Genomic DNA, 23,587 nt, shown 5'->3' with positions numbered 1-23,587 from the left:
ATAGATGGCCAGCTACGCGGCAAAGCGCAAGCGACGCCTTCTTTCCCTCTTTGTTCGCACCGTCTTCCGGTCCAGATTGCCCCCGTGCCCCCACCCCGCGCCGCCATTCCCACGCAACAGCCACGCCTCCTCCTCCCCGAAGCCCCCGCGCTGGTCGCCGGCTTCGGGCGTGGCGCGTTGCTGACCACGGATGGCGAGTTGCTGACCCTGCCTGCCGGCGAGCTCGGCCGGCGCCTGCGGGACGGCCCGCCGCCGCTGCTGGTCCATGCCCCCGCCACCTGGAAGCGCCTCGGCATCCCGCCCCTGCCCGCCTGCGACCTGCTCGAGCTTTTCGCCTTCTGCCGCCCCGCCCACCCCGCTGCCCCGACCCCGCGCGGCCTCGCCATCGCATTGGACCGCGATCCGCCCGCCGACGACGAATCCGCCGCCGCCCTGCTGCCGGAGCTCGCCACCGCCCTGCTCCGCCACCTCGCCGCCGGCCGCCACCTGCCGCTGAACCGCGATGCGGCGATGCTGGCCCAGAAGCTGGGCGCCGAGATCCGCTGGCCCTGGGCGGAGTCCGTCCTGGCGGCACTCGGCCAGCCCGACGCCCGCCCCTCGCTCGATCCGCTGAAAGTCTGGCGCCGCCTGCCGGAATGGGAGGAGGAAGCGCCGCCCCCGCCCCCCGCCCACCAGCCCATCACCCAGGCCGAGGCCCGCACGCGCCTGGCCGAGATTCTCGGCGAAGGCGCCGAGCAGCGGCCGCAGCAATCCGACTACGCCTCCGCCGCCGCCAGCGCCTTCCAGGTCCGGGAGGCGCGCGGCGCGCCCAACATGGTGCTGGCCGAAGCGGGCACGGGAACGGGCAAGACGCTCGGCTATGTCGCCCCCGCCAGCCTCTGGGCGGAGCGCAACCACGCCCCCGTCTGGATCTCCACCTACACCCGCAACCTGCAGCGCCAGATCGACCAGGAGACGGCGCGCCTCTACCCCAACCCGGAGGACCGCCGGAAACGCGTGGTCGTCCGCAAGGGAAGGGAAAACTACCTTTGCCTGCTGAACCTCGAGGAGCAGATCGGCGCGGCGCAGATGGCGGAGATGCTGCTGCCGCTCGCGCTCGTCGCGCGCTGGGCGCTGGCTACGCGCGACGGCGACCTGATGGGCGGCGATTTTCCCGGCTGGCTATCCGAGCTGTTCGGCCACCACGCCGTCTGGCCGCTCGCCGACCGGCGCGGCGAGTGCATCCACTCCGCCTGCCCGCACTACAAGGCGTGCTTCGTCGAGCATTCGATCCGCCGCGCGAAATCCGCGACGCTGGTCGTCGCCAACCATGCGCTGGTGATGGTGCAGGCCGCCCTCGGCGGCGGGGAGGACGGCAAGCCGCTGCGCATCGTCTTCGACGAGGGCCACCACCTGTTCGACGCCGCGGACTCCGCCTTCAGCGCCGACCTGACGGGCGGCGAGACGGCGGAGCTGCGCCGCTGGCTGCTCGGCGCGGAGGGCGGCCGCTCCCGCGCGCGCGGCTTGGCGCGACGGATGGAGGAACTTGTGGGCGACCGCCCCGACCTGCTGATGCCGCTGGAGGAAGCCTTGCAGGCCGCGCGCGCCCTGCCCGGCCCTGGCTGGCCCTCACGCCTTGCCGAAAACGACCCGCGCGGCACGGCCGAATCCTTCCTGCACGCGGTCCGCCGCCAGGTGATCGCCCGCACGCAGGAGGACGATGCCGGCTACGGCCTGGAATGCGACCTGCACCCGCTCAACCCCGGCGTGGCCGAGGCCGCGGCCTCGCTGCGCGATGCCTTCGCCGCCCTGCACGCGCCGCTGAGCACCCTGCATGGCCGCCTGCATGCCAGGCTGGAAGACGAGGCCGAGGAACTGGAGGTCGGCGACCGTATCCGTATCGAGGCCGCCTGCCGCGGCCTGGAACGCCGCGCGCTGATGCCGCTGACTGCCTGGGGCGCGATGCTGGCGAGCATCGCGGAGCCGCCACGCCCGCCCGGCACGCGGCCCGATTACGTGGACTGGTTCGCGCTGGAACGGCGCGAGGGGCGGGAGGTGGATGCGGGCATGTTCCGCCATCACCTGGACCCGACGCAGCCCTTCGCCACCACCGTCGCCGCGCCCGCGCATGGCGTGCTGATCACCTCCGCCACGCTGCGCGACACCGGCGAGGAAGCCGACGACCCGGAAGCCGCCTGGCACGGCGCGGAGGCGCGCACCGGCCTGCTGCACCTGGCCGCGCCCGCGATCCGCGCCGCCGTGCCCTCGCCCTTCGACTACGGCGCGCGCACGCGTGCGCTGGTCGTCAACGACGTGTCACGCGAGGATTTCGGCCAGATTGCCGCGGCCTATCGCGCGCTGTTCCTCGCCGCCGGCGGCGGCGGCCTCGGCCTCTTCACTGCCGTGCGCCGCCTGCGCGAGGTCCATGCGCGTATCGCCGAACCGCTCGCCCGCGCCGGCATCCCGCTCTATGCGCAGCACATGGACGCGATGGACAACGGCACGCTGGTGGACGTCTTTCGCGCGGAGGAAACCTCCTGCCTGCTCGGCACCGACGCGATGCGCGACGGCGTGGACGTGCCGGGCAATGCGCTGCGCCTGCTGGTGTTCGACCGCGTGCCCTGGCCGCGCCCCTCGATCCTGCACCGGGAGCGCCGGCTGCATCTCAGCGAAGGCCGGCCCAAGGCTCATGACGACGCGATCGCGCGCCACCGCCTGCGCCAGGCCTTCGGCCGCCTGATCCGCCGCGCCGACGACAAGGGCGTCTTCGTGATGCTCGATGCGCGCACGCCATCGCGCCTGCTTGCGGGCCTGCCAGACGGCGTGATCGTGCAGCGCTGCGGCCTGAAGCAGGCGGTGGAGACGGTGCGCGACTTCCTGGCCGAAGCTTGAGACGAAATCCCATAAGGGACGACCTGCGGCGCGCGTAGCGGGCCGAGGCGCCGAACGGCGCCCGCCGCTCATGCGGCGAAGCCAAGCGAAGCGCCGGCGTCTGAGGCGACGAAGGTGAAGCCTGCGTCCGCTCAATATGACCCGTTACGCCGCGTCGTAGTCCACGACGAGATGCCCGGTCTTGGGCCGGCTCTGGCAGGTCAGCACGAAGCCCGCCTCCAGTTCCCAGGGCTGCAGCGAGTAGTTGGTGTCCATCGCCACCGTGCCCTCCGTCACCTTGGCGCGGCAGGTGCAGCACATGCCGCCGCGGCACGACCAGGGCAGGTCGAGCCCCGCGCGGAGCCCGGCTTCCAGCACCGTCTCGCCCTCGGCCAAGGGCACGCGGCGCGTGACGCCGTCGATGGTGATGTCCGCTTCCGCCGCGGGCTTCGCATCCGGCGCGACGACGGGCGCTTGGCGCGGCGTGCTGCCGGGCGCGGGCGTGAAGTGCTCCGCATGGATGTGCTCGTGCGGCAGGCCGAGCGCGGTCAGCGCCTCCGTCGCCGCCTCCGCCAGGCCCGTCGGGCCACAGAGGAAGGCTTTCGCGATCGCACCCGGCGGCACCAGGCCGGGCAGCAGCGCCTGGATGCGTGCGGCGTCCAGGCGCCCATGCAGGCTGTCCAGCTCATGCTTCTCGCGGCTCAGCACATGCACCACGGCGAAGCGGTCGAGGTAGCGGTCCTTCAGCTCTTCCAGCGCAGTGCGGAACATGATGTCGGCGCCGCTGCGGTTGCCGTAGAGCAGCACGACGCGGGTGTTCGGCTCCCCCGCCAGCACCGAGGCCGCGATGGACAGCACCGGCGTGATGCCACTGCCGCAGGCGATGCCGAGGATGGTGCGCGGCGGCGCGGCGGGATCGGGCATCATGCCGAAGCGGCCCTCGGGCGGCATCGCCTCGATGACGTCGCCGGGCTTCAGGTGATCCACCGCCCAGGAGGAGAACCGCCCACCGGCGACGCGCTTGATGCCGACGCGCAGCGCGCCCTCGTCCAGTGCGGCGCAGATCGAATAGCTGCGCCGCAGCTCCTCGCCATCCTCGACGCGGCGCAGTGTGAGGTATTGCCCCGGCGTGAAGCGGAACAGCTCCGCGGCGTGCAGTGGCGGCTGCAGCGTCACGGCGATGGCATCCGCCGTCTCGCGGTCCACGCGCAGCACGCGCAGCGGGTGGAAGCGGGTGCTGGTCACGGCGTTCATGGGCGTCGTCCCGCTACAGACATTTGAAATGGTCGAAGGGCTCCTTGCACGCAGTGCAGCGCCAGAGCGACTTGCAGGCGGTGGAGCCGAACTCCGAGAGTTTTTGGGTCTCGGTGCTGCCACAGCGCGGGCAGGCGACCTCCTCCTCCATGCCGAACAACGCGCGGCGGGAGGCCTTCGGCGCGGGCGGCGCGATGCCGTAGTCGCGCAGCTTGTCGCGGCCTTGCTGCGTCATCCAGTCGGTGGTCCAGGCCGGCGAGAGCACCAGCTTCACCCGCGCCGCGATGCCCTGCGCCGCCAGCGCCGTCTCGATGTTCACCGCGATCATGGTCATCGCGGGACAGCCGGAATAGGTCGGCGTGATGTCCACCTCGACCTCGCCTGCATCGGTCACGCGCACGTCGCGCAGCACGCCGAGATCGGCGATGGAGAGCACCGGGATCTCCGGGTCCGCGACCTCGCCGGCGATCCGCAGCGCGTCCGCGCGCAGGCGCTCGCGGTCGAGGCTCGCCAGCGCTACCACGTCGCCCCCGGATAGGCGCGCTGCAGGTGCTGCATCACCGCCAGCATGTGGCCCAGATGCTCGGTATGCACGCCACGCCGCCCGCCGGTCTGCATCCAGCCATCCTTCGGCCGATCGAGCGTCGCCTCGGCCAGCACGCGCGCCACCGTCGCCTCCCAATGCGGGCGGATCGAAGCGGGATCAGGCAGCACGCCGGCTTCGATCAGTGCGGCCTCGTCGTCGGAACGGGCAAAAAACTCGCCGGTGAAGCGCCACAAGCGGTCCAGCGCATCCACCGCGCGGGCGTGGCTTTCCTCCGTCCCGTCGCCAAGGCGGATCAGCCACTCGCCGGAATGGCGCAGGTGATACGCCACCTCCTTCTCCGCCTTCGCCGCGATGGCGGCGAGCGTTGCGTCGCTGCTGCGCATCGCCGCCTGCCACCAGGGATGCAGGAAGGCGGAATGCAGGAACAGCCGCGCGATCGTGCAGGCGAAGTCGCCCTTCGGCTGCTCCAGCATCAGCAGGTTGCGGAAGGCCGGCGCGTCCCGCAGATAGGCGAGGTCGTCCTCGGACCGGCCTAGCCCCTCGATCTCCGCTGCATATTGGTAGAGGCTGCGTGCCTGGCCGAGCAGGTCGAGCGCGACATTCGCCAGCGCCAGGTCCTCCTCGAGCATCGGCGCATGGCCGCACCATTCGGACAGGCGATGCGCATGCACCAGCGCGTCGTCGGCACGTGCAAGGACCGCGTTCAGCAGAGGCGCTTCGGCAAGGGTGATGGTCGTCACGGCGCGTCACCTGTTCCAAGCGCTGGCGGCCTGCGCAGCAGGCCGAGCGCGCGAATGCGCGCCGCGCACAGACCGACCGCCCGGCCGGCGCGGCCTGCGCGAAGCCAAGGCCGCGGATGCGGCCGCCCGGCGTTTGAGGGCATCTACATATGCCCCACTTCCTCGGGCACCTCATAGAACGTCGGATGCCGGTAGATCTTGTCGGCGGTCGGCTCGAACAGGCTATCCTTGTCGCCGGGATCGCTCGCGGTGATCGCCGCGCTGGGCACCACCCAGATCGAAAGCCCCTCGCCGCGGCGCGTGTAGGTGTCCCGCGCGGCCTGCAGCGCCATCTCGGCATCCGGCGCGTGCACGCTGCCGGCATGGCGATGCGCCAGGCCCGCACGCGCGCGGATGAACACCTCCCAGATCGGCATCTTCTGCTCGGCCATGTCGCTCACTCCGCCGCCATGCGCTGTGCGGCAAGGCGCGCCTTGCGCTTCGCGGCATGCGCCAGCGCCGCCGCTCGCACCCAGGCGCCTTCGTCATGCGCCTTTCGGCGCGCTTCCAGCCGTTCCCGGTTGCAGGGGCCGTTGCCGGCCAGCACCTGCCGAAACTCCTCCCAGTCGATCTCGCCGAACTGCCAATGCTGCGTCGCCTCGTCGAAGCGAAGCTTCGGGTCGGGGAAGGTCAGGCCGAGGTAGTGCCCCTGCGGCACCGTCGCATCCACGAATTGCTGGCGCAGCGCGTCGTTGGTGAAGCGCTTGATCTTCCAGCGCATGGACTGGTCGGTATGCGCGCTCTGCGCATCCGGCGGGCCGAACATCATCAGCGACGGCCACCACCAGCGGTTCAGCGCATCCTGCGCCATCGCCTTCTGCTCGGCCGTGCCGCGGCAGAGCGTGAGCATGATCTCGTAGCCCTGGCGCTGGTGGAAACTTTCCTCCTTGCAGATGCGGATCATCGCCCGGGCATAGGGGCCGAAGCTCGTCCGGCACAGCGGGATCTGGTTCATGATCGCCGCGCCATCCACCAGCCAGCCGATCGCGCCGATATCGGCCCAGGTCAGCGTCGGGTAGTTGAAGATCGAGCTGTACTTCGCCTTCCCGTTCAGCAGCTGCTCGACCAGCTCCTCGCGGCTGGTGCCGAGCGTCTCCGCGGCGGCGTACAGGTACAGCCCGTGACCGCCCTCGTCCTGCACCTTCGCCAGCAGCGCGGCCTTGCGGCGCAGGCTCGGCGCGCGGGTGATCCAGTTGCCCTCGGGCAGCATGCCGACGATCTCGGAATGCGCGTGCTGGCTGATCTGCCGCGTCAGTGTGCGGCGATAGGCCTCCGGCATCCAGTCATTCGGCTCGACCTTGTCCTCGGCCGCCACGCGCGCCTCGAACCGGGCGAGGCGTTCGGGATCCTCCGCGACCTGGGGGCCGCTGTCCTTCTGGTTGAGCGCCTGCGTGTACATGCGGCCGCTTCCTCCACCCTGTTCCGGCGGAAGATATGTCACACTACAGCGCTACCGCAAGCGAATTCCGTAACGCATCACGCCGCAAACCGGTCCCGCGCGGCCGAAGGCGGCAGCAGCCCCGCCTCGTTCCGGCCCTCCGCGTCCAGCCACGCCTCCGCATCCGGGTCGAGCCGGCGATAGAGCGCGCCGGCGAGGTCGCGCGCCTGCCCGCCCGCCCAATCCTCCGGCAGCAGCGCCGCGGGCAGCAGTGGGTCGCGCAGCACCAGGCGCCGCCACTCATGCACCAGCAGCAGGCGCAGCGGCAGCGCCTCCTCCGGCGCCACACAAGCGCCGCGCAGCGGCCCGAAGGCGTCGAGGAAGCGGCGATACCCCACGCCCAGCGCCTCCAGCGGCCAGGCGCGGGCAACCAGCAGCTGCGCCTCGGCCTGGTCGCGCACCGCCCCGGCGATCACCGGCACGCCCTTCGGCAGCCCGGCCACGTCCCCCGCCACGCCGATCATCGCGCCGCCAGGCAGGCTGCCGAAGCCGCGCGCCTGCAAGGCCTCGCGCATCGCCGCATCGGTCAGCAGCACCAGCCGGAAGCGGCCGTCCCAGTCCGGCGCCCCGGCGGCGTAGATCCGCGCAGCGGCGGCGGCGAAGACCTGCTCCCCCCGCGGCCCGAGGCGGTAGAAGGAATTGCGGCCGAGCCGGTTGCGCGCCAGCCAGCCTTCCTCGGTCAGCCGCGACATGGCCGTGCGCACCTGGCCGGGCGAGCAGCCGAAGCGGTCGAGGATCGCCTGCAGGCTGCCGAGCCAGAGCGACCCGCCCCGCGGCGTCACCGCATCGCCCCAGATGGTGACGATGAAGGATGCGATACGCGGCGCGCCGGTGCGCGCCAATGTTGCACGCAGCGCTGAAAATTCGCTCATGCCGCGCCGCAGCCCGCCGTCTCACACGCGACTCGCCAGGATGTCCCGGAGATTGCTACGGCGTTCATGATTGTGGACAATAGCCTCACGGTCGCATCAGCACAGGGAGCCAAGTCACCACCATGGCGAATTTCTCGCTCACCGGCTCCCCCTCGGACAACCTGGTCGGCACCGCGACCGAGGTGGATATCTTCATCGTCGCCGGCCCGAACCGCCTGGTCGCGACCGACACCGTGCAGGGCGGCGGCGGCAATTTCTCCGACCTGTTGCGCATCACCGCCACGATCACCCTCGCCTCCAGCGCCTTCGCCAATGTACGCGGCATCGAGCGACTGCAGATCACGGCCGCGGGCGGTGCGGCGGTGACGCTGAACGACGCGATGGTCAGCGACACCGCCTACCCCGCCTTCTACGTCTTCGGCCTGTTGGGCGGCGACACGGTCATCGGCAGCGAGGTGGCGTCCAAATCGCTGGTGATGAGCGGCGATGCCGGCAACGACTGGCTTGTCGGCGGCGGCGGCGACGACCTCATCACCCCCGGCATTGGCGCCGACACGGTCGAGGGCGGCTCCGGGAACGACACGGTAGAGATGGCCTTCGTCCAGCTCACCGCCGCCGACCGCCTGGAGGGCGGCGCCGGCACGGGCGACCTGCTGCGCCTGACCGGCGGCGCAGGCAATCTCTCCGCAGCGATCTTCGGCAGCCTCGCCGGTTTCGAGCGGATCGAGATCGATCCCGCGACGGTCGCCGCACTGACCGCGACGGTTGGCGCGGACTATGCGGCGGAGGGCGCGCTGACCATCGCCGGCGCGCTCGGCAACGACACGCTGCGTGCGAACGAGGCGCAGATCGCCGTGGCCTTTTTCGGCGGCGCCGGCAACGACCGGCTGATCGGCGGCGCGCTCGCCGACACGCTGTCAGGCGATAACGGGGACGACGCTCTCTTCGGCATGTCCGGCAACGACGTGCTGGACGGCGGGGACGGCCAGGACCGCCTGGTCGGCGACAGCGGCAACGACCTGCTGCTTGGCGGCGCAGGCAACGACACGCTGTTCGGCGGCGCCGGTGCGGACACGATCGAGCTCGGCAGCGGCTTCGACCGCGCCGATGGCGGCAGCGGCAGCGACCGCTACCGCGTCGCCGTCACCGAACTGTCCTCCTCCGACCTGGTCGCGGATGAGGACGGCACGGCGGACGTGCTGGAACTGCTGGACGTCTTCGACCGGACATCCCTCACCTATGCCGGCATCAGCATCAGCGGCGCGCTCGCGGGGCGCATCCAGGGCATCGAGCGCTTCCTCCTCGGCTCCGGCAATGACACCGTCCTTGCCACCAACGCGATCGGCGACAGCGCCGGCGCGGATGCGGTCACCGTCGTCGGCGGCGCCGGGAACGACCGGCTGGATATCTCGCAGGTGGCCCGGCTCACCACCCCGCTTGCCGCCCTGCTCGACGGCGGGGATGGTGCGGACACGCTGATCGGCGGCCGCGGCGCGGACACGCTGAGCATCGGCGCGGGCAACGACCGCGTGTCCGGCGGCCTCGGAAACGACCTGATCCTCGCGCCGTCGGCCGATCTCAACGGCCTGGACAACCTGAACGGCGAAGGCGGCACGGACACGCTGCGGCTCGTCGGAAACGAGGCGCTGGGTTCCGGCAGCTTCGTCGGCCTCTCCGGCGTCGAGATCATCGAGCTGGCGGCGGGCGGCCAGGCCGTGACGGTGCCGGGGGCCTTCGCCGATGCGCTCGGCTTCACCATGTCCACCATCCGCGGCGGCGCGGGCGACGACTCCATCGACGTCAGCGCCTTCGCCTCCAACCGCCGCGTGACCGTCGAGCTCGGCAACGGCAACGACACGCTATTTGGCGGCGCGGGCAACGACACCGTCTTCGCCGGGCAGGGGGTGGACGAGATCAACGTCGGCGGCGGCATCAACCGCGTGACCTTCGCGGCAGGTGAGTTCTCGGGGCTCGACATCGTCACGGCCAGCACGACGACCGCCTTCGACACGCTGGTGGTGGGCTTGGCGGCCGGGCGCACGCTGCCGCAGGGCGCCTTCGCCGGAATCTCCGGCTTCGACACCTTCAACCTGGACGGCGAAGGCGGGGTCACGGCGGTCCGGCTGCCCGCCACGCTGGTGAGCCAGAGCGGGCAGTCGAGCGTCAATGTCAACGTGACAGGCGAGAGCATGGCGGTGGATGGCCGCGCCATCGCCAGCGCCTTCCGGCTGGACGGCGGCAACGGCAACGACACGCTGTTCGGCGGCAGCGGCGCCGACACGCTGGTCGGCAATGGCGGCGACGACGTGCATGTCGGCGGGACGGGCGGCGACCGCGTCTTCCTCGGGACCAGCGCCACCACGCGGGACATCGCGCTGCTGCGCGCGGTGTCGGACGGGACGGCCGATATCAACACGACGCAGAACATCGCCGGGGCGGACAGCGTGAGCGGCACGGAGTTCGAGGGCAACTTCATCATGGTGGACCGCTTCGGCTTCGGCCTGCCGGACGCGACCACCTGGTTCGTTGGCGCCGGGCAGAACGTCAGCCTGAACTACTCGGCCGCGCGGCTGGAAGGCGTGAGCATCGCCGCCGACGACTTCGGCTCGCTCACCGCGGTGCGCAACGCGGTCGGGTCGCGCCTCACCAACAACGACCCCCTGGCCTTCGAGAAGCTCATCCTGGTGATCACCGGCGTGTCGAACACGCGCTTCGGCGTCTACTACTTCGAGGATCGCGACCAGAACACGACAGTGGACAGCACCGACATCCTGCGGCTGCTCGCGGTCGGCACCGGGGCGGGGCCGACCTTCTCCGGCAACAACGGCTTCCGCCTCACCTCGGATTTCGAGCTGCTGTAGCGGGGCTTGCGGCAGGGCGCCGCCGTGCCACATCGGCAACGCCATGACGCATGACCGCAAGCCGCTGATCGCCCCGCCCCTCGCCTCGCTGCCGCCCATCCCGGACTGGCTGGTGCGGGAACTGCGCAGCGACCACGCCGGGGAGACCGGGGCGGTGATGATCTATCGCGGCATCCTCGCCGTCTGCCGCGATCCGGGCGTGCGCAGCTTCGCGGCGCGGCACCGCGCGACGGAACAGGGGCATCTCGACCTGCTCGAACAGCTCCTGCCGCCGGCGCGGCGGTCCAGGCTGCTGCCGATCTGGCGCGTCGCCGGCTTCCTCACCGGGGCGCTGCCGGCGCTGTTCGGCCCGCGCGCCGTCCATGTGACGATCGACGCCGTCGAGACCTTCGTGGACCACCACTACCAGCAGCAGCTCGACCGCCTCGACGCGGAAGGCATCCACCCCGAGATCCGCGCCCTGCTGGCCCGGTGCCAGGAGGAGGAGGTGGACCACCGCGACGAGGCGCGGGAGCTGCATGGCGGCACGCCCGGCCCGCTGCTGCGCGCCTGGGGCTGGATCGTCGGCGCCGGCTCCGCCGCCGCCGTGATGGCGGCGAAGCGGATCTGATCCTCTACGCGGCGCGCCAGGGCCGCAGCGGATCCGGAATGCGGAAGTCGTCGGGCGGCTCGAAATTCCGCGCCGCGCCTCGCGCGCCCTGCGTGCCGCCGGGAAAGCCGCTGCGCCCGGCATAGGCGCGGACGGCACGCGCGCGGGTCTCGCGGTCCGCCTCCTCGCTGCGCAGCGCCTCGGCGCAGACCAGGTCCAGCACCGTGACGCCCAGCACGGCCGCCACGCCGACGGCCAGCGCCGCCGGGTTCCGGCTGCGTCGCGCGAAGGCCAGCAGCGTCGCGATGTCGAGCGCGTCGCCCGCGATCCGCCCCTGCATCCAGGGCCGCCGATCCGCCGCGGTCAGCAGCCCGACGCCGTTCGCGATCTCCCGCAGGCCGAAGGCACGCAGCAGCGTCTCCTGCCCGCGCAGCCCGAGCCCGCGTGCCAGCGGGCGCGCCGCCGCGACCTCCATCAGCCCGAGCCCGATCGAGAACCAGCCGAGGCCGCCGGCCATCCACCCGGCGGTGCCGCGATGCGTGCGATGATGCGTCATGGCTTCAGCACCACCTTCACGCAGCCATCCTGCTTGTCGCGAAAGGTCTTGTACATCGCCGGCCCTTGCTCCAGCGGCACGGTGTGGGTGATGACGAAGGACGGGTCGATCTGCCCTTCCTCGATCCGCCGCAGCAGGTCGTCCGCCCAGCGGCGCACATGCGTCTGGCCGGTGCGGATCGTCAGCCCCTTGTTCATAACCAGCCCCATCGGGAACTTGTCGGACAGCCCGCCATAGACGCCGGGCACGCTCAGCACGCCGCCCGGCCGTGCCAGGTAGATCATCTCCCGCAACACATGGATGCGGTCGCTGCTCAGCATCACCGCCTGCTTCACGCGGTCATAGACGCTGTCGAGCGTCGCGGTCGCATGCGCCTCCATGCCCACCGCGTCGATGCACTTCTCCGGCCCCTTGCGGTCGGTCAGCTGGTCGATGCGCTCCATCACGCTCTCTTCGTCGAAGTCGATCGTTATGGCGCCGCCGGCCCGCGCCATGGCGAGCCGCTCCGGCAAGCGGTCTATGGCGATCACCCGCTTCGCGCCGAGCAGCACGGCGGAGCGGATCGCCATCTGCCCGACCGGGCCGCAGCCCCAGATCGCGACGGTGTCCTCCGGCTGGATGTCGCATTGCACGGCGGCCTGCCAGCCGGTGGGGAAGATGTCGGACAGGAACAGCACCTGCTCGTCGCTCAGGGTCGACGGCACCTTGATATGCGTCTCGTCGGCGTAGGGAACTCGGAGAAATTCCGCCTGTCCGCCGGGATAGCCGCCGGTGAGCTGCGTGTAGCCGAACAGTCCCGCAGCGCGCCGGCCGAACAGCTTCTCCTGCATCGCCGCGTTGCGGTTCGTGGTCTCACAGAGGGAAAAGTTGCCGCGCCGGCACTGCCAGCATTCGCCGCAGGTGATGGTGAAGGGCACGACGATGCGGTCGCCCACCTTCAGCTTGCCCCGCATGTCGGAGCCGACCTCGACCACCTCTCCCATCGTCTCGTGGCCCATCACGTCGCCCGATTTCATGGCGGGGATCATGTTGTCGTAGAGGTGCAGGTCCGATCCGCAGATCGCGCAGCAGCTCACCTTGATGATCGCGTCGCGCGGATGCTCGATCCTCGGATCGGGCACGCTCTCACAGCGTATGTCCTCCTTGCCGTGCCAGGTGAGGGCCTTCATGCGCCGTGTCTCCGCCGGTGAGGGGCGCTGCTCGGCGCCGTGCGGGCGGAACACAGGCCGGGCCGGCGGGTTCCGATCGGCAAAGGATGGCAATCCGCGGCAGGCGCCGTGCCGCCGCCGGTTTGACCCGGCGGCCGCGCCCCGTCATCTGCGCGGCAACGAGTTCACCACCGGGAAGGACGCCATGCTCCGCCTGTTCCGACGCGGCCTGTTCGCCGCAGCCCTCGCCATGCTGGCGCTGCCCGCGGCGGCGCAGGAGCGCAGCATCACCGTTGCCTCCACCACCAGCACCGAGCAGTCCGGGCTGTTCCGCCATATCCTGCCGATCTTCACCCGAGAGACCGGGATCAATGTCCGCGTCGTGGCGCTCGGCACGGGCCAGGCGCTGGATGTGGGGCGGCGCGGCGACGCCGATGTCGTCTTCGTGCATGACCGCGCCGCCGAGCAGCGCTTCGTGCAGGAGGGCTTCGGCCTCGAGCGCCGGCACGTGATGTTCAACGACTTCGTCATCATCGGTCCTGCCGCCGATCCGGCGAAGGTCGCCGGCCTGCGCGACACGGCGGCGGCGCTGCGCCGCATCTCGGCCGCGAATGCGCCCTTCGTCTCCCGCGGCGACCGCAGCGGCACGCATGCGGCGGAGCTGCGGCTGTGGCAGCAGGCCAGCGTGGACCCGACCCAGGGCCGCGGCCAGTGGTATCGTGAGGTCGGGCAGGGCATGGGCCCCGCACTCAACACGGCCGCTGCGCAGAATGCCTACATCCTGGCCGATCGCGGCACCTGGCTCTCCTTCCGCAACCGCCAGGACCTCAAGGTGCTGGTCGAGGGCGATCCGCGCCTGTTCAACCAGTATGGCGTGATGGTGGTGAATCCGCAGCGCCACCCGCATGTGAAGCAGGCCGACGCGCAGCGCTTCACGGACTGGCTGGTCTCGCCCGCCGGGCAGGAGGCGATCGCCGGCTACACGATCAATGGCGAGCAGCTCTTCTTCCCGAATGCCCGCCAGCCGGAGCCGGTGAGCTGATAAGGGCGCGCGTTTTCGGTAGCCCGAGAACGCCCTCAGACGGCGGCGCTCGCGTCCGCTCGCTTGGCTGCGCCGCACAGGCGGCGGCGGCCATTCGGCCGCTCGGCCCGCGCGTAGTGCGCGGGCCGCCATCGGATCACCAGGAAGGCTCAGCGGGATAAGCGGCGTAGACCGGCGTCGGGATGCCTTCCATCCTGGCCTTGATCTGCATGGCCAGCAGGCGCGAGTAGAAGCGCGCCTGCAGCAGGTTGCCGCCCTGCAGCCACAGCCCCTCCTGCGCGGTCGGCTTCCACATGTTCCTGAGCTCGCCCTCCCAAGGGCCCGGATCCTTCGCCGTGCCGGAGCCAAGGCCCCAGACATGGCCGACCTTCTCCGCCACCGCCGGCGAGATCAGCTCCGCGATCCAGCGCTCCATCGGGTCGAAGCCGGTCGCGTAGACGATGAGGTCGGCGGGCAGGAAGCTTCCATCGTCCAGATGCACGCCCTCCGGCACGATTCGCGCGATCCGCACGCGGCTGCGCAGCGCGATCTCGCGCTCGATGATCAGGCGCGACGCGCCGACATCGATGTAGTAGCCCGAGCCGCGCCGGAAATACTTCAGGCCGTGGCCCGTCCCGTCTTCCCCGAAATCGAGCAGGAAGCCGGCGCCTTCCAGCGCCGCGTAGAAATCCGCGTCCAGCCGGCGGATCTCGTCATAGACGCCGCGCATGATGCGCGCGACCAGCGCGAAGGGACGCGACGCCAGGATCAGGTCCGCCTGTTCGGTTGTGATGCCCGCTTCCAGCGCGGCTTCCGAATAGAGCCGGCCCCAGCTGAACTCCATCAGCCGCTCGCTGCGCACCACCGTCGTGGCGGAGCGCTGCAGCATCGTCACCTCCGCGCCGTGCTCCCACAGGTCGGCGCAGATGTCGTGCGCCGAGTTGTTCGAGCCGACCACGACGCAGCGCTTGCCCGCAAAGCCGGCGCCGCTGCGGAAGGCGCTGGAATGGCATTGGACGCCAGCGAAGCTCTCGGTGCCGGGGATCGCCGGGATCGCGGGCGCGCCCGACATGCCCGTGGCCAGCACCAGCTGCCGCGGATGCAGCACTTGAGTCTCGCCGCCGCGCCCGACGGTCAGCGTCCATGCGCCGCGTGACTCGTCGAAAGCGGCAGAGTGCGCCTCCGTGCCGCACCAGATGTCGAGCTCCATCGCCTCGGCGTAGAAATCCAGCCAGTCGGCCATCCGGTCCTTCGGCGTGAAGATCGGCCAGCTTTCCGGGAAGGGCATGTAGGGCAGGTGGTTGGTCCAGACCGGATCGTGCAGGCAGAGGCTGTCATAGCGGCTGCGCCAGGCATCGCCCGGCCTTGCATGGCGCTCGACCAGCAGCGTCGGCACGCCGAGCCGCTTCAGCCGCGCGCCGAGCGCGAGCCCGCCCTGCCCCGCGCCGATCACCACGCAACAGGGCTGGCGCGTCGTGCCGAGTTCCGCGCGTTCCTGCGCGCGCCGCTCCGGCCAGTGGCGCCGCCCGCGGATCGCGCCATGCTCCACGCCGGCTTCCCGCCGCGTGCCGATGCGTTCCTCATGGCCGATCAGGCTGCGTGCGACGGTGAACAGCGTCCAGGCCTTGCCGCCGCGCAGCCGGAGGTGGCCGCGCGCCGCCACGGTCGCCGTCTCGAAGCGGAACCAGCCCTCGGTGACGCCATCCGCCTCCGTCGCGCTGCCGGGCTCGAGGCGGATGTCGCGCGGCGCGATGCGGATGAGGCATTCGCCCAGCATCCGCGCGATCGCCTCCGGCCCGTCCAGCGTGACGATGGACCAGGTGAAGGCCAGCATGTCGCGCCAATGGCAGTCCTGCCCGAACAGCGCGCCGACGCCTTGCACATCGCGCGACGCCAGGCGATCCGCGAAATCGGCGATCCAGGCCGCGAGGCGGGCCTTTGGCGTATCCGAGTGCAAGGACGGCTCCTCCCCGCGCCGTGCCGGCCGCGTCAGACCTCGGCCTCCGCGAAGATCCGGCCGACATCGCCGCCCCAGGCGCGCTCGTGGCGCTGCAGCCAACGCTCCGCCTGCGTCATCCCGCTCGCCGCGATCTCCTCCAGCGGCGCGAGAAACAGCTCCTCGCCCAGGCCGCGCGCGCGCAGCCCGTCGCGCGCGATCGCCAGCACGTCGCGCGCCACGTCCTGCAGCGTGCGGCCCGCGATGCGGGCGCGCAGTGCCTGCTTCGGCACCTCCAGCCGCAGCGCGCGCATCTCGTCCACGGACCAGCGGCGGATCAGCGCCGCCGCCGCCTTCTGCGCCGCGTCGTCGTAGAGCAGCCCGGTCCAGAGAGCGGGCTGGGCCATCAGCATCGGCACGCTGCCGGCATCCGCGCCGCGCATCTCCAGGAAGCGCTTCAGGCGCACATCGGTGAAGATCGTCGTCACATGGTCGGCGAAGTCGCCCATCGTCGCGCTGTGACCCGCCAGCTTCTCCGCCCGGCCTTCCATGAAGGCGCGGAACGGGATGCCGGCCGCATCGATGTAGCGGCCCTCGCGCATGATGAAATACATCGGCACGTCGAGCGCGAATTCGGCGAAGCGCTCGAAGCCGAAGCCGTCCTCGAACGCCACGGGCGGGATGCCGGTGCGGTCCGGATCGGTGTCCGACCAGACGCGGCCGCGCAGCGAGAGCCAGCCGCTCGGCTTGCCTTCGAGGAAGGGAGAATTCGCGAACAGCGCGGTGGCCAGCGGCTGCAGCGCCAGCGAGACGCGCAGCTTCTCCACCATGTCGGCCTCGTCGCCGAAATCCAGGTTCACCTGCACCGTGCAGGTGCGGAGCATCATGTCGAGCCCCATGCCGCCGACGCGCGGCATGTATTGCCGCATGATCGCGTAGCGGCCCTTCGGCATCCAGGGCATGTCCTCGCGCCGCGCCAGCGGATGGAAGCCGAGCGGCGCGAAGCCGAGGCCGAGCGGCCCGGCCACCTCGTGCACCTCCCGCAGATGCGCTGCGAGCTCGACGCGCGTCGCGTGCAGGTCCGCCATCGGCGCACCCGACAGCTCGAACTGGCCGCCCGGCTCCAGGCTGACCGAGGCCTCGCCCCGCTTCAGCCCGATCGGCTTGCCGCTGTCGAGGATCGGCTCCCAGCCCTTTGCAGCGATACCCTCCAGCATCGCGCGGATGCCTTCGGGCTCGTAGGGCGGGGGCGCAAGGTCGGCTCGCCGGAAGCCGAACTTCTCGTGCTCGGTGCCGATGCGCCACGCCGCCCGCGGCTTCGAGCCGGCGGCGAACCATCCAGCAAGCTGGCGGACCGAGGTGATCGGCGTGAGGTCGGCCTCGCCGGGATTCGACATCGTGCTGGCGTTCTCTATCCGCGTGTTGCCCCGGCACGGAGCCTGTCCGGGCCGGGCGCTTCGGTCCAGTCCCCGACCAGCGCCTGCAGCGCCGCGAGACCCGCCACCGCGGCAGTCTCGGCCCGCAGGATGCGGGGCCCGAGCGCGGCTGGCACAACAAAGGCACGCCGGCGGAGATCGTCAAGCTCCGCCCCCTCGAACCCCCCTTCCGGCCCGACCAGCAGGGCGAGCGGGGATGCCAGGCCCGCCACGGCCTCCCGCAGCGGCGGCGCGGCGCTGCGTTCCATCGCAACGACCAGCTTCGTGCCGTCCCATGCGTCCAGCACGCGATGCAGCGGCGCCGCCTCCTCCACCGCCGGCACCGACAGTCGCTCGCATTGCTCTGCCGCGGCGCGGGCGATGGCGGACAGGCGCTGCGCATTGGCGCGCTCCGCCACGGTGCGCCGCGTGAGCACCGGCTGGATGCGCGTGGCGCCGAGCTCCGTCGCCTTCTCCACCAGCCAGTCCATCGGATCGCGCTTCAGCGCGGCGACCAGCAGGCGCAGCTCAGGCTCCGGCGCGGGGTCGCGCCGGCGCGGGCCGATGGCGAAACGCGCGCGGTCCTTGCGCAGGAAGGCGATGGCCGCCTCGTGCTCGCCGTCGCGCGCGTTGAACAGCCGCACCGCATCGCCCGGGCCGCGCCGCAGCACCGTGCCGAGGTGATGCGCCTGGCCCGGCGCGGCCTCCACCTCCGCGCCCTCGCGCAGGTCTTCGTCCAGATGCAGGCGTGGGATGGACATGCTGCGGTTCCCCCCGGCAGGTATGGCCCATGACGGGCTTCACCGATATCCGGGCGCAGGGCTGGGTGGCGCGGCTGCCGGCCTCCTGGCGCCCCTATGCGCTGCTGGCGCGCTTCGACCGGCCGATCGGCGCCTGGCTGCTGGTGCTGCCCGGCTACTGGGCCATCGCCGCCGCCGCGCCGACAGGGGCCGACGGCATCCGGCTGATGCTGCTGTTCACCCTCGGCGCCTTCGCCATGCGCGGCGCGGGCTGCGTGGTGAACGACCTCTGGGACCGGGAGCTGGACCGGCAGGTGGAACGCACGCGCGGGCGGCCGCTCGCCTCGGGCGCGGTCACCCCCTGGCAGGCGGTGGCGTTCCTGGCTGCCCTCTGCGCAATCGGCGCGGCGGTGCTGTTCTCGCTGCCGACCATGGCCATCGCGGTCGGCCTGTTCTCGCTGGTGCCGATCGCGCTCTATCCGCTCGCGAAGCGGATTACGGACTGGCCGCAGGCGGTGCTGGGCTTCGTCTTCTCCTGGGCGGCGCCGACGGGCTGGGCCGCGGCGACCGGCACGCTCGATGCGGCCGCCTTCGCGCTCTGGGCCGCCGGCTTCTTCTGGATCCTCGGCTACGACACCGTCTATGCGCATCAGGACCGGGAGGACGACGCGCTGGTCGGCATCCGCTCCACAGCCCGGAAATTCGGCGCGGATTCCGCGGTGTTCGTTGCAGGCTGCTACGCCGCGACGGTCGCGCTGCTGGGCGTGGCAGGGCTGCTGGCGGGCGCCTCGCTCTGGTTCTTCCTCGCCCTGCTGCTGCCGGCCTGGATGCTGTCGCGCCAGGCGCAGGCGCTCGACATCCACGACCCTGCCCTGTGCCTGCGCCTGTTCAAGTCCAACCGCGAGGCCGGGCTGGCCATCGCGCTGGCGTTCCTGATCGGCCGCCTGTGACCCCCGAAGTCTTCGTCGCCGCGCACACCACTGTCGCCCGCGCATCCCTGGTGCCGGAGATCGCGCTGCATCTGGCGACGGAAATCACGCCCATCTGGCAGGCCACCGAGGACTGGCTGCGCGAAAAGAACATCGAGCCGCCCTTCTGGGCCTTCGCCTGGCCCGGCGGGCAGGCCACCGCGCGCCTGCTGCTGGACGAGCCGCAGCGCGTGGCGGGCAAGCGCGTGCTGGATTTCGCCGCGGGCTGCGGCATCGCCGCCATCGCCGCGGCGAAGGCCGGCGCCGCGCGGGTGGAAGCCGCCGAGATCGACCCGCTCGCCCTCGCCGCCGTGCGCCTCAACGCCGCGCTGAACGGCGTGGCGGTGGAGACGCCGGAGGGCGACATCGTCGGCGCCGACTGCCGCTGGGACATCATCCTCGCCGGCGATGTCTGCTACGAGGCGCCGATGACCGCGCACATCCTGCCCTGGCTGCGCGCCATGGCGGCGCGCTGCGAGGTCTGGGTGGCCGATCCCGGCCGCGCCTACCTGCCCGGGCAGGGGCTGGAACCGATGGCGAAGCACGCGGTGCCGACCAGCCTGGAGCTGGAGGACCGCACCCTGCGCGAGGTCACGATCTACAGGATGTCGCCGTAACGCTGCCGCAACCGCGCGGCACCATCCTCCCCGCCATGCGGTTTTCTTGTTTCGTTTTTCTGTGCCTCTGCCTCGCCACGCCCGCGCTCGCCCAGACCGAGCGGCGCTACGACGATCGCGGCCGCTTCATCGGCCGCGCCGAGACCCAGGGCGGCACCACGCGCTTCTACGACGACCGCGGCCGCTACACCGGCCGCGCCGAGACCCAGGACGGCCGCACGCGCTTCTACGACGAGCGTGGCCGCTACACCGGGCGCGGCGAGGCGCAGGGCGGCACGCTGCGCCACTACGACGATCGCGGCCGTTACACGGGGCGGGACGAGCGGCGCGACGGCACGATCCGCCGCTACGACGACCGCGGCGCCTTCACCGGGCGCAGCGAGTTCAGCGGCTCCGGCACGCGGCGCGACTACGACGACCGGGGCCGATACATCGGCCGCACCGAAGGCGCGAAGGGGAAGTGAAGGAACGTCTCAGCGCAGCTTGAACCCCAGCGCCGCCAGCGCCTCGCGCATGCGGTCGCGCCCGCTCAGCGCCGCCGCGGTGCCGACGCGCGCCAGCATGCGCTGCGTCCAGTCCTGCCGTCCCATGCCCACCGCCTGCGAGAAGGCGCCGAGCCGCGCATCATAGCCCGCGATCCGCGCCGGCTCCTCCGCCACCGCATACTGCTCGTGGTGCAGCACCAGCGATTGCGGCAGGCGCGGCTTCACCGCGGAGGGCACGGACGGATCGGGATGCCCGATGCTCATCCCGAAGACCGCGAAGGCATTCGGCGGAAGGCCGAGTTCCTCCGCCACCTTCTCCGGGTGATGCCGCAGCGCGCCGACATAGACGGTGCCGAGACCGAGCGATTCCGCCGCCACCACCGCGTTCTGCGCGGCGAGCGCCGCATCCACCAGCGCGACCATGTAGGATTCGAGGAATTCCAGCCCCTCCAGCTTGCGCCCATGCGCGGCGCCGAGGCGGTCCAGCCGCGACAGGTCGGCGATCCAGCACAGGAACAGCGGCGCCTGGACGATGAAACGCTGGTCGTTGGACAGCGCGGCGAGCCGCGCCTTGCGCGCCGGGTCCTGCACCGCGACGACGCTCCAGGCCTGCTGGTTGGAGGAGGTCGGCGCGGATTGCGCCGCGGCCACCAGCGTCTCCAGCACGCCATCGGCCAGCGGCGCCGGCAGGAAGGCGCGGATCGAGCGATGCGCGAGGATGCTGTCCACCACGGCGTTCGCCGGCGCGCTCACATCCGGCGCGTCGCCGCCATAGCGCGCGGCAAGCCTCGCCGCACCGGTTTGCGCGATACCGTCCATCCGAAAGACCCCTTATCCCCGCTCGGTCACGCCGGTCGCGAAGCCGTCGACCAGTTCGCGGATGCGCGCGGGGTCGGACTGCTCCATCACGCGCCGCGCGAAGCGGGCGCAGTCGCCGATATCCAGCGCGCGCACCGCCTGCTTCACGCGCGGGATCGCGCTGGCATTCATGGACAGGCAGCGGATGCCGAGGCCCAGCAGCAGCGGCACCAGCCGCGGGTTGCCCGCCATCTCGCCGCAGACGGAAACCGGCATGCGCAGGCGCAGCGCGGCCTCGGTCGCGAACTGCATCAGCCGCAGCACCGCCGGATGCAGCGGATCGTAGAGATGCGCGACATCCGCCTCCCCGCGATCCACGGCCAGCGTGTACATGGCCAGGTCGTTGGTGCCGATGGCGAAGAAATCCGCCTCCAGCGCAATCGCGTCGGCGGCGAGCGCCGCGCCCGGCGTCTCGATCATCGCGCCGAGCTCGGGCAGCTTCTCCGGCAGCTTCTCGCCGCGCCGGCGCACGCGCTTGGCGACGCGCTCATAGATCTCCCGCGCCGCCTTCACCTCCTCCGGCACCGTCACCATCGGCAGCATCACGCGCACCGCGCCCTCCGGCGCCTGCGCCGCCACGCGCAGGATCGCGGCGAACTGCTCCTCCAGCAGCTCGGGCCGCTTCAGCAGCATGCGGATGCCGCGCAGGCCGAGCGCCGGGTTCGGCCCGGCATGCTGGGATTCGATGCCGGCGGCCAGCGCCTGCATGTCCTTCTCGCCACCCCAGTCCAGCACCCGGATGGTGATCGGGTCGCCGTTCATCGCGGCGACGATCGGCGCATAGGCGGCGAACTGGTCGTCCTCGTCCGGCAGGTCCTCGCGGTTCATGAACAGGAACTCGCTGCGCAACAGGCCGATGCCCTGCGCGCCGGCCTGCGCGATCAGCGGCAACTCCGCCGGGATCTCCAGATTCGCCTGCAGCTCCACCAGCTCGCCGTCGGTGGTCACGGCGGGCAGCCGACGAAGCTTGCCCAGGCGCTGGCGTTCCCGCGCATAGGCGGCCAGCTGTTCCTTCGCATGCGCCACGGTCGCGGCGGTGGGATGCAGCGCAATGGTTCCGGCAGCGCCGTCCAGCACCGCCTGGTCGCCGCGCCGCGCCGCCTCCGTCAGCCCCGGCGCGCCGAGCACCGCGGGAATGCCGAGCGCGCGCAGCATGATCGCCGTGTGGCCGTCCGCGCCGCCCTCCTCGGTCGCGACGCCGGCGATCCGGGACGGATCGAGCAGCGCGGCATCGGCGGGCGTCAGCTCCTCGGCGACCAGGATCGCGCCCTCGGGCACGTCCTTGAAGCTGCGGAAGGGGTTCTGCGTCAGGTTGCGCGTCAGGCGGCGCGCGATCTCCCGCACCTCGCCCGCACGGCGCTTCAGCCCGGCCTTGTCGTCGTCGCGCGCGGCCAGGATCACCTCGGCGATCGCCTCGGCCTCGTCCGCAACCGCCGTTTCGGCGGCCAGCAGCTCATGCTCGATGCGCTTGCGCGCGCCGCGGATCAGGCGACTGTCGCCCAGCATCAGCGCATAGGCGTCGAGCAGCGGCTCGAGTTCCTCCTGCGCCTCCTCCGGCAGGACCGACAGCCTTGTCTTCAGCTTGCCGACCTGCTTGCGGGAAGTGGCGACGGCGGCCGCCAGGCGGTGCTTCTCCGCGTCCACCGCCTCGGCCTCGATCTGGCGGCGCGGCGCCTCGGCGGGCGGCTCGGTGGTGTCGAAGACCTCGCCGTTGGCGATGCCGGGGGATACCGCGATGCCGCGGATCAACACTTCCTTGCGGCGGGGCGCACGACGCGCCGGCGGATCGGCGGGCCTGGCCTCGCCCTTCTCGGTGCGCTCGGTGCGCTCAGTCTTCATGGAAGCCGGCCTCGACCAGGCCGGCGACCGCCTCGAGGGCTTCCTTGGCGTCCCAGCCTTCGGCTTCGATCGTGATCTCGCTGCCCTGGCCGGCGCCCAGCATCATCAGCCCCATGATGGAGCAGGCGGGCACCGTCTGGCCGTGGCGGGAGACATTGATGCAGGCGGAGAAGCGCTCCGCGACGCCCACCAGCTTGGCGGCGGCCCGCGCATGCAGGCCGCGGCTGTTGATGATGCGCAGCGTGCGCCGCATCGTCATCCCGCCCGAGGCGTCGCAGCCGCAAGGCCCCGCATCGACGGGCGCGGCCGACACGGAGGCCTTGGCCTCGCCCGCCTCATCCGGCCACTCGTTCATGAGCCCCTCCCCGCGGCGACGGCCGGCACCGGCGCCTCGCCGACATTCGCCTTGCCGGCGTCCGGCATCTCCGCCGCGCAGGCGATGTATTTTCGCCCCGCCGCGGTGGCATGCGCCACCGCCTCGGCCAGCGGCTCCGTCCCGCGGATCTTCGCAAGCTTGACCAGCAGCGGCAGGTTCACGCCGGCGATCACCTCCACCCGGCGATGGTCGCACAGCTGGAATGCCAGGTTGGACGGCGTGCCGCCCAGGATGTCGGTCAGCACCACCACGCCGTCGCCCTGGTCCACCTTGGCGATCGAGGCACGGATGTCCTCCCGCCGCGCCTCCATCCGGTCCTCGGGGAAGATGCAAACGGTGGCCACCGCGTCCTGCGCGCCGACCACATGCTCCATGGCCGCGCGCAGCTCCTCGGCCAGCCGCCCATGGGTGACGAGCACCAAGCCGATCATCGGCGTC

The 23,587-nt window shown here is 71.6% G+C and carries 22 protein-coding genes; 7 read left to right on the top strand and 15 right to left on the bottom strand.

Annotated elements, in window-relative coordinates; translation table 11 throughout:
* Positions 1-84 precede the first annotated feature (84 nt).
* On the top strand, positions 85-2,871 hold the full coding sequence (locus DFH01_RS05380) for an ATP-dependent DNA helicase (protein ID WP_233255969.1): 2,787 nt from the start codon (positions 85-87) through the stop codon (positions 2,869-2,871).
* Positions 2,872-3,015: 144 nt separating this feature from the next.
* On the opposite strand, the gene DFH01_RS05375 is transcribed toward DFH01_RS05380, so the two are convergent.
* From DFH01_RS05375 to DFH01_RS05350, 6 genes are all read right to left on the bottom strand, one after another.
* The gene (locus DFH01_RS05375) at positions 3,016-4,104 is read right to left on the bottom strand and encodes a 2Fe-2S iron-sulfur cluster-binding protein (RefSeq protein WP_109869316.1); all 1,089 of its coding nucleotides are present in this window, start codon (positions 4,102-4,104) and stop codon (positions 3,016-3,018) included.
* A gap of 13 nt (positions 4,105-4,117) precedes the next feature.
* On the bottom strand, positions 4,118-4,627 hold the full coding sequence (gene paaD, locus DFH01_RS05370; protein WP_332903263.1) for a 1,2-phenylacetyl-CoA epoxidase subunit PaaD: 510 nt from the start codon (positions 4,625-4,627) through the stop codon (positions 4,118-4,120).
* On the bottom strand, positions 4,621-5,391 hold the full coding sequence (paaC, locus tag DFH01_RS05365; protein ID WP_109869315.1) for a 1,2-phenylacetyl-CoA epoxidase subunit PaaC: 771 nt from the start codon (positions 5,389-5,391) through the stop codon (positions 4,621-4,623). The genes paaD and paaC overlap by 7 nt, the downstream gene beginning before the upstream one ends.
* Before the next feature lie 143 nt (positions 5,392-5,534).
* A complete protein-coding gene (paaB, locus tag DFH01_RS05360) occupies positions 5,535-5,822 on the bottom strand; it encodes a 1,2-phenylacetyl-CoA epoxidase subunit PaaB (RefSeq protein WP_109869314.1) in 288 nt (95 codons plus the stop codon).
* A 5-nt stretch (positions 5,823-5,827) separates the two neighbouring features.
* Positions 5,828-6,829: a 1,2-phenylacetyl-CoA epoxidase subunit PaaA gene (gene paaA / locus DFH01_RS05355; protein WP_109869313.1), complete on the bottom strand. Its 1,002-nt coding sequence runs from the start codon at positions 6,827-6,829 to the stop codon at positions 5,828-5,830.
* Between the two features lie 77 nt (positions 6,830-6,906).
* A complete protein-coding gene (locus DFH01_RS05350) occupies positions 6,907-7,740 on the bottom strand; it encodes a PaaX family transcriptional regulator C-terminal domain-containing protein (protein WP_109869312.1) in 834 nt (277 codons plus the stop codon).
* A 122-nt stretch (positions 7,741-7,862) separates the two neighbouring features.
* On the opposite strand from DFH01_RS05350, the gene DFH01_RS05345 reads away from it, so the two are divergent.
* Positions 7,863-10,601 carry a calcium-binding protein gene (locus DFH01_RS05345; RefSeq protein WP_109869311.1) on the top strand — a complete coding sequence of 913 codons (2,739 nt, stop codon included), beginning with the start codon at positions 7,863-7,865 and terminating at the stop codon, positions 10,599-10,601.
* Between the two features lie 43 nt (positions 10,602-10,644).
* Positions 10,645-11,211: a demethoxyubiquinone hydroxylase family protein gene (locus DFH01_RS05340; protein ID WP_109869310.1), complete on the top strand. Its 567-nt coding sequence runs from the start codon at positions 10,645-10,647 to the stop codon at positions 11,209-11,211.
* Positions 11,212-11,215: 4 nt separating this feature from the next.
* Here the strand turns inward: DFH01_RS05340 and DFH01_RS05335 are convergent, their stop codons facing one another.
* Together DFH01_RS05335 and DFH01_RS05330 are read right to left on the bottom strand one after the other, a co-directional pair.
* Complete coding sequence (locus tag DFH01_RS05335) at positions 11,216-11,746, bottom strand: cyclase dehydrase (protein WP_109869309.1); 531 nt, start codon at positions 11,744-11,746, stop codon at positions 11,216-11,218.
* Positions 11,743-12,915, bottom strand: a complete 1,173-nt coding sequence (locus DFH01_RS05330; protein WP_109869308.1) for a zinc-dependent alcohol dehydrogenase — start codon at positions 12,913-12,915, stop codon at positions 11,743-11,745. The genes DFH01_RS05335 and DFH01_RS05330 overlap by 4 nt, the downstream gene beginning before the upstream one ends.
* A gap of 184 nt (positions 12,916-13,099) precedes the next feature.
* Between DFH01_RS05330 and DFH01_RS05325 the strand changes: the two genes are divergently transcribed.
* Complete coding sequence (locus tag DFH01_RS05325) at positions 13,100-13,936, top strand: ABC transporter substrate-binding protein (RefSeq protein WP_109869307.1); 837 nt, start codon at positions 13,100-13,102, stop codon at positions 13,934-13,936.
* Positions 13,937-14,072: 136 nt separating this feature from the next.
* Here DFH01_RS05325 and DFH01_RS05320 read toward each other — a convergent pair whose 3' ends face one another.
* From DFH01_RS05320 to DFH01_RS05310, 3 genes are read right to left on the bottom strand one after another with little or no spacing between them, the layout of a single operon-like run.
* Entirely contained in the window at positions 14,073-15,872 is a 1,800-nt protein-coding gene (locus tag DFH01_RS05320) for an NAD(P)/FAD-dependent oxidoreductase (RefSeq protein ID WP_109869306.1), read from the bottom strand.
* Between the two features lie 32 nt (positions 15,873-15,904).
* Entirely contained in the window at positions 15,905-17,248 is a 1,344-nt protein-coding gene (locus DFH01_RS05315; protein ID WP_109869305.1) for a glutamate--cysteine ligase, read from the bottom strand.
* 14 nt (positions 17,249-17,262) lie between these two features.
* On the bottom strand, positions 17,263-18,027 hold the full coding sequence (locus DFH01_RS05310) for a 16S rRNA (uracil(1498)-N(3))-methyltransferase (protein WP_109869304.1): 765 nt from the start codon (positions 18,025-18,027) through the stop codon (positions 17,263-17,265).
* A 29-nt stretch (positions 18,028-18,056) separates the two neighbouring features.
* On the opposite strand from DFH01_RS05310, the gene ubiA reads away from it, so the two are divergent.
* The 3 genes from ubiA to DFH01_RS05295 are packed head-to-tail and all read left to right on the top strand — an operon-like array spanning position 18,057 to position 20,055.
* Complete coding sequence (gene ubiA / locus DFH01_RS05305; RefSeq protein ID WP_109869303.1) at positions 18,057-18,956, top strand: 4-hydroxybenzoate octaprenyltransferase; 900 nt, start codon at positions 18,057-18,059, stop codon at positions 18,954-18,956.
* Positions 18,953-19,591, top strand: coding sequence for a class I SAM-dependent methyltransferase (locus DFH01_RS05300; RefSeq protein ID WP_109869302.1), 639 nt, complete (start codon positions 18,953-18,955; stop codon positions 19,589-19,591). The genes ubiA and DFH01_RS05300 overlap by 4 nt, the downstream gene beginning before the upstream one ends.
* 35 nt (positions 19,592-19,626) lie before the next feature.
* Positions 19,627-20,055 (top strand): type IV secretion protein Rhs, encoded by a 429-nt coding sequence (locus tag DFH01_RS05295; protein ID WP_109869301.1) that lies wholly within the window; start codon positions 19,627-19,629, stop codon positions 20,053-20,055.
* A 9-nt stretch (positions 20,056-20,064) separates the two neighbouring features.
* Here DFH01_RS05295 and DFH01_RS05290 read toward each other — a convergent pair whose 3' ends face one another.
* The 4 genes from DFH01_RS05290 to DFH01_RS05275 are packed head-to-tail and all read right to left on the bottom strand — an operon-like array spanning position 20,065 to position 23,580.
* Positions 20,065-20,895 carry an NADPH-dependent oxidoreductase gene (locus tag DFH01_RS05290; protein WP_109869300.1) on the bottom strand — a complete coding sequence of 277 codons (831 nt, stop codon included), beginning with the start codon at positions 20,893-20,895 and terminating at the stop codon, positions 20,065-20,067.
* 12 nt (positions 20,896-20,907) lie between these two features.
* Complete coding sequence (ptsP, locus tag DFH01_RS05285) at positions 20,908-22,773, bottom strand: phosphoenolpyruvate--protein phosphotransferase (RefSeq protein WP_109869299.1); 1,866 nt, start codon at positions 22,771-22,773, stop codon at positions 20,908-20,910.
* Entirely contained in the window at positions 22,763-23,128 is a 366-nt protein-coding gene (locus DFH01_RS05280; RefSeq protein ID WP_199231135.1) for an HPr family phosphocarrier protein, read from the bottom strand. Before DFH01_RS05280 ends, ptsP begins: the two co-directional genes overlap by 11 nt.
* Positions 23,125-23,580, bottom strand: coding sequence for a PTS sugar transporter subunit IIA (locus tag DFH01_RS05275; protein ID WP_109869298.1), 456 nt, complete (start codon positions 23,578-23,580; stop codon positions 23,125-23,127). The genes DFH01_RS05280 and DFH01_RS05275 overlap by 4 nt, the downstream gene beginning before the upstream one ends.
* Positions 23,581-23,587 lie beyond the last annotated feature (7 nt).

The sequence above is a fragment of the Falsiroseomonas bella genome, assembly GCF_003173615.1.
GTDB classification, from domain to species: domain Bacteria; phylum Pseudomonadota; class Alphaproteobacteria; order Acetobacterales; family Acetobacteraceae; genus Falsiroseomonas; species Falsiroseomonas bella.
This window is presented reverse-complemented; position numbering and strand designations above follow the sequence as displayed.

Excerpts from the sequence above, each read along its gene's own strand:
- ubiA (WP_109869303.1), top strand. The coding sequence starts at position 18,057 with ATGACGGGCTTCACCGATATCCGGGCGCAGGGCTGGGTGGCGCGGCTG.
- DFH01_RS05340 (WP_109869310.1), top strand. The coding sequence starts at position 10,645 with ATGACGCATGACCGCAAGCCGCTGATCGCCCCGCCCCTCGCCTCGCTG.
- DFH01_RS05315 (WP_109869305.1), bottom strand. The coding sequence starts at position 17,248 with ATGTCGAATCCCGGCGAGGCCGACCTCACGCCGATCACCTCGGTCCGC.
- DFH01_RS05290 (WP_109869300.1), bottom strand. The coding sequence starts at position 20,895 with ATGGACGGTATCGCGCAAACCGGTGCGGCGAGGCTTGCCGCGCGCTAT.
- DFH01_RS05295 (WP_109869301.1), top strand. The coding sequence starts at position 19,627 with ATGCGGTTTTCTTGTTTCGTTTTTCTGTGCCTCTGCCTCGCCACGCCC.
- paaA (WP_109869313.1), bottom strand. The coding sequence starts at position 6,829 with ATGTACACGCAGGCGCTCAACCAGAAGGACAGCGGCCCCCAGGTCGCG.
- DFH01_RS05345 (WP_109869311.1), top strand. The coding sequence starts at position 7,863 with ATGGCGAATTTCTCGCTCACCGGCTCCCCCTCGGACAACCTGGTCGGC.
- DFH01_RS05330 (WP_109869308.1), bottom strand. The coding sequence starts at position 12,915 with ATGAAGGCCCTCACCTGGCACGGCAAGGAGGACATACGCTGTGAGAGC.
- DFH01_RS05335 (WP_109869309.1), bottom strand. The coding sequence starts at position 11,746 with ATGACGCATCATCGCACGCATCGCGGCACCGCCGGGTGGATGGCCGGC.
- DFH01_RS05375 (WP_109869316.1), bottom strand. The coding sequence starts at position 4,104 with ATGAACGCCGTGACCAGCACCCGCTTCCACCCGCTGCGCGTGCTGCGC.
- ptsP (WP_109869299.1), bottom strand. The coding sequence starts at position 22,773 with ATGAAGACTGAGCGCACCGAGCGCACCGAGAAGGGCGAGGCCAGGCCC.
- DFH01_RS05275 (WP_109869298.1), bottom strand. The coding sequence starts at position 23,580 with ATGATCGGCTTGGTGCTCGTCACCCATGGGCGGCTGGCCGAGGAGCTG.
- DFH01_RS05310 (WP_109869304.1), bottom strand. The coding sequence starts at position 18,027 with ATGTCCATCCCACGCCTGCATCTGGACGAAGACCTGCGCGAGGGCGCG.
- DFH01_RS05280 (WP_199231135.1), bottom strand. The coding sequence starts at position 23,128 with ATGAACGAGTGGCCGGATGAGGCGGGCGAGGCCAAGGCCTCCGTGTCG.
- paaB (WP_109869314.1), bottom strand. The coding sequence starts at position 5,822 with ATGGCCGAGCAGAAGATGCCGATCTGGGAGGTGTTCATCCGCGCGCGT.
- DFH01_RS05350 (WP_109869312.1), bottom strand. The coding sequence starts at position 7,740 with ATGAGCGAATTTTCAGCGCTGCGTGCAACATTGGCGCGCACCGGCGCG.
- DFH01_RS05325 (WP_109869307.1), top strand. The coding sequence starts at position 13,100 with ATGCTCCGCCTGTTCCGACGCGGCCTGTTCGCCGCAGCCCTCGCCATG.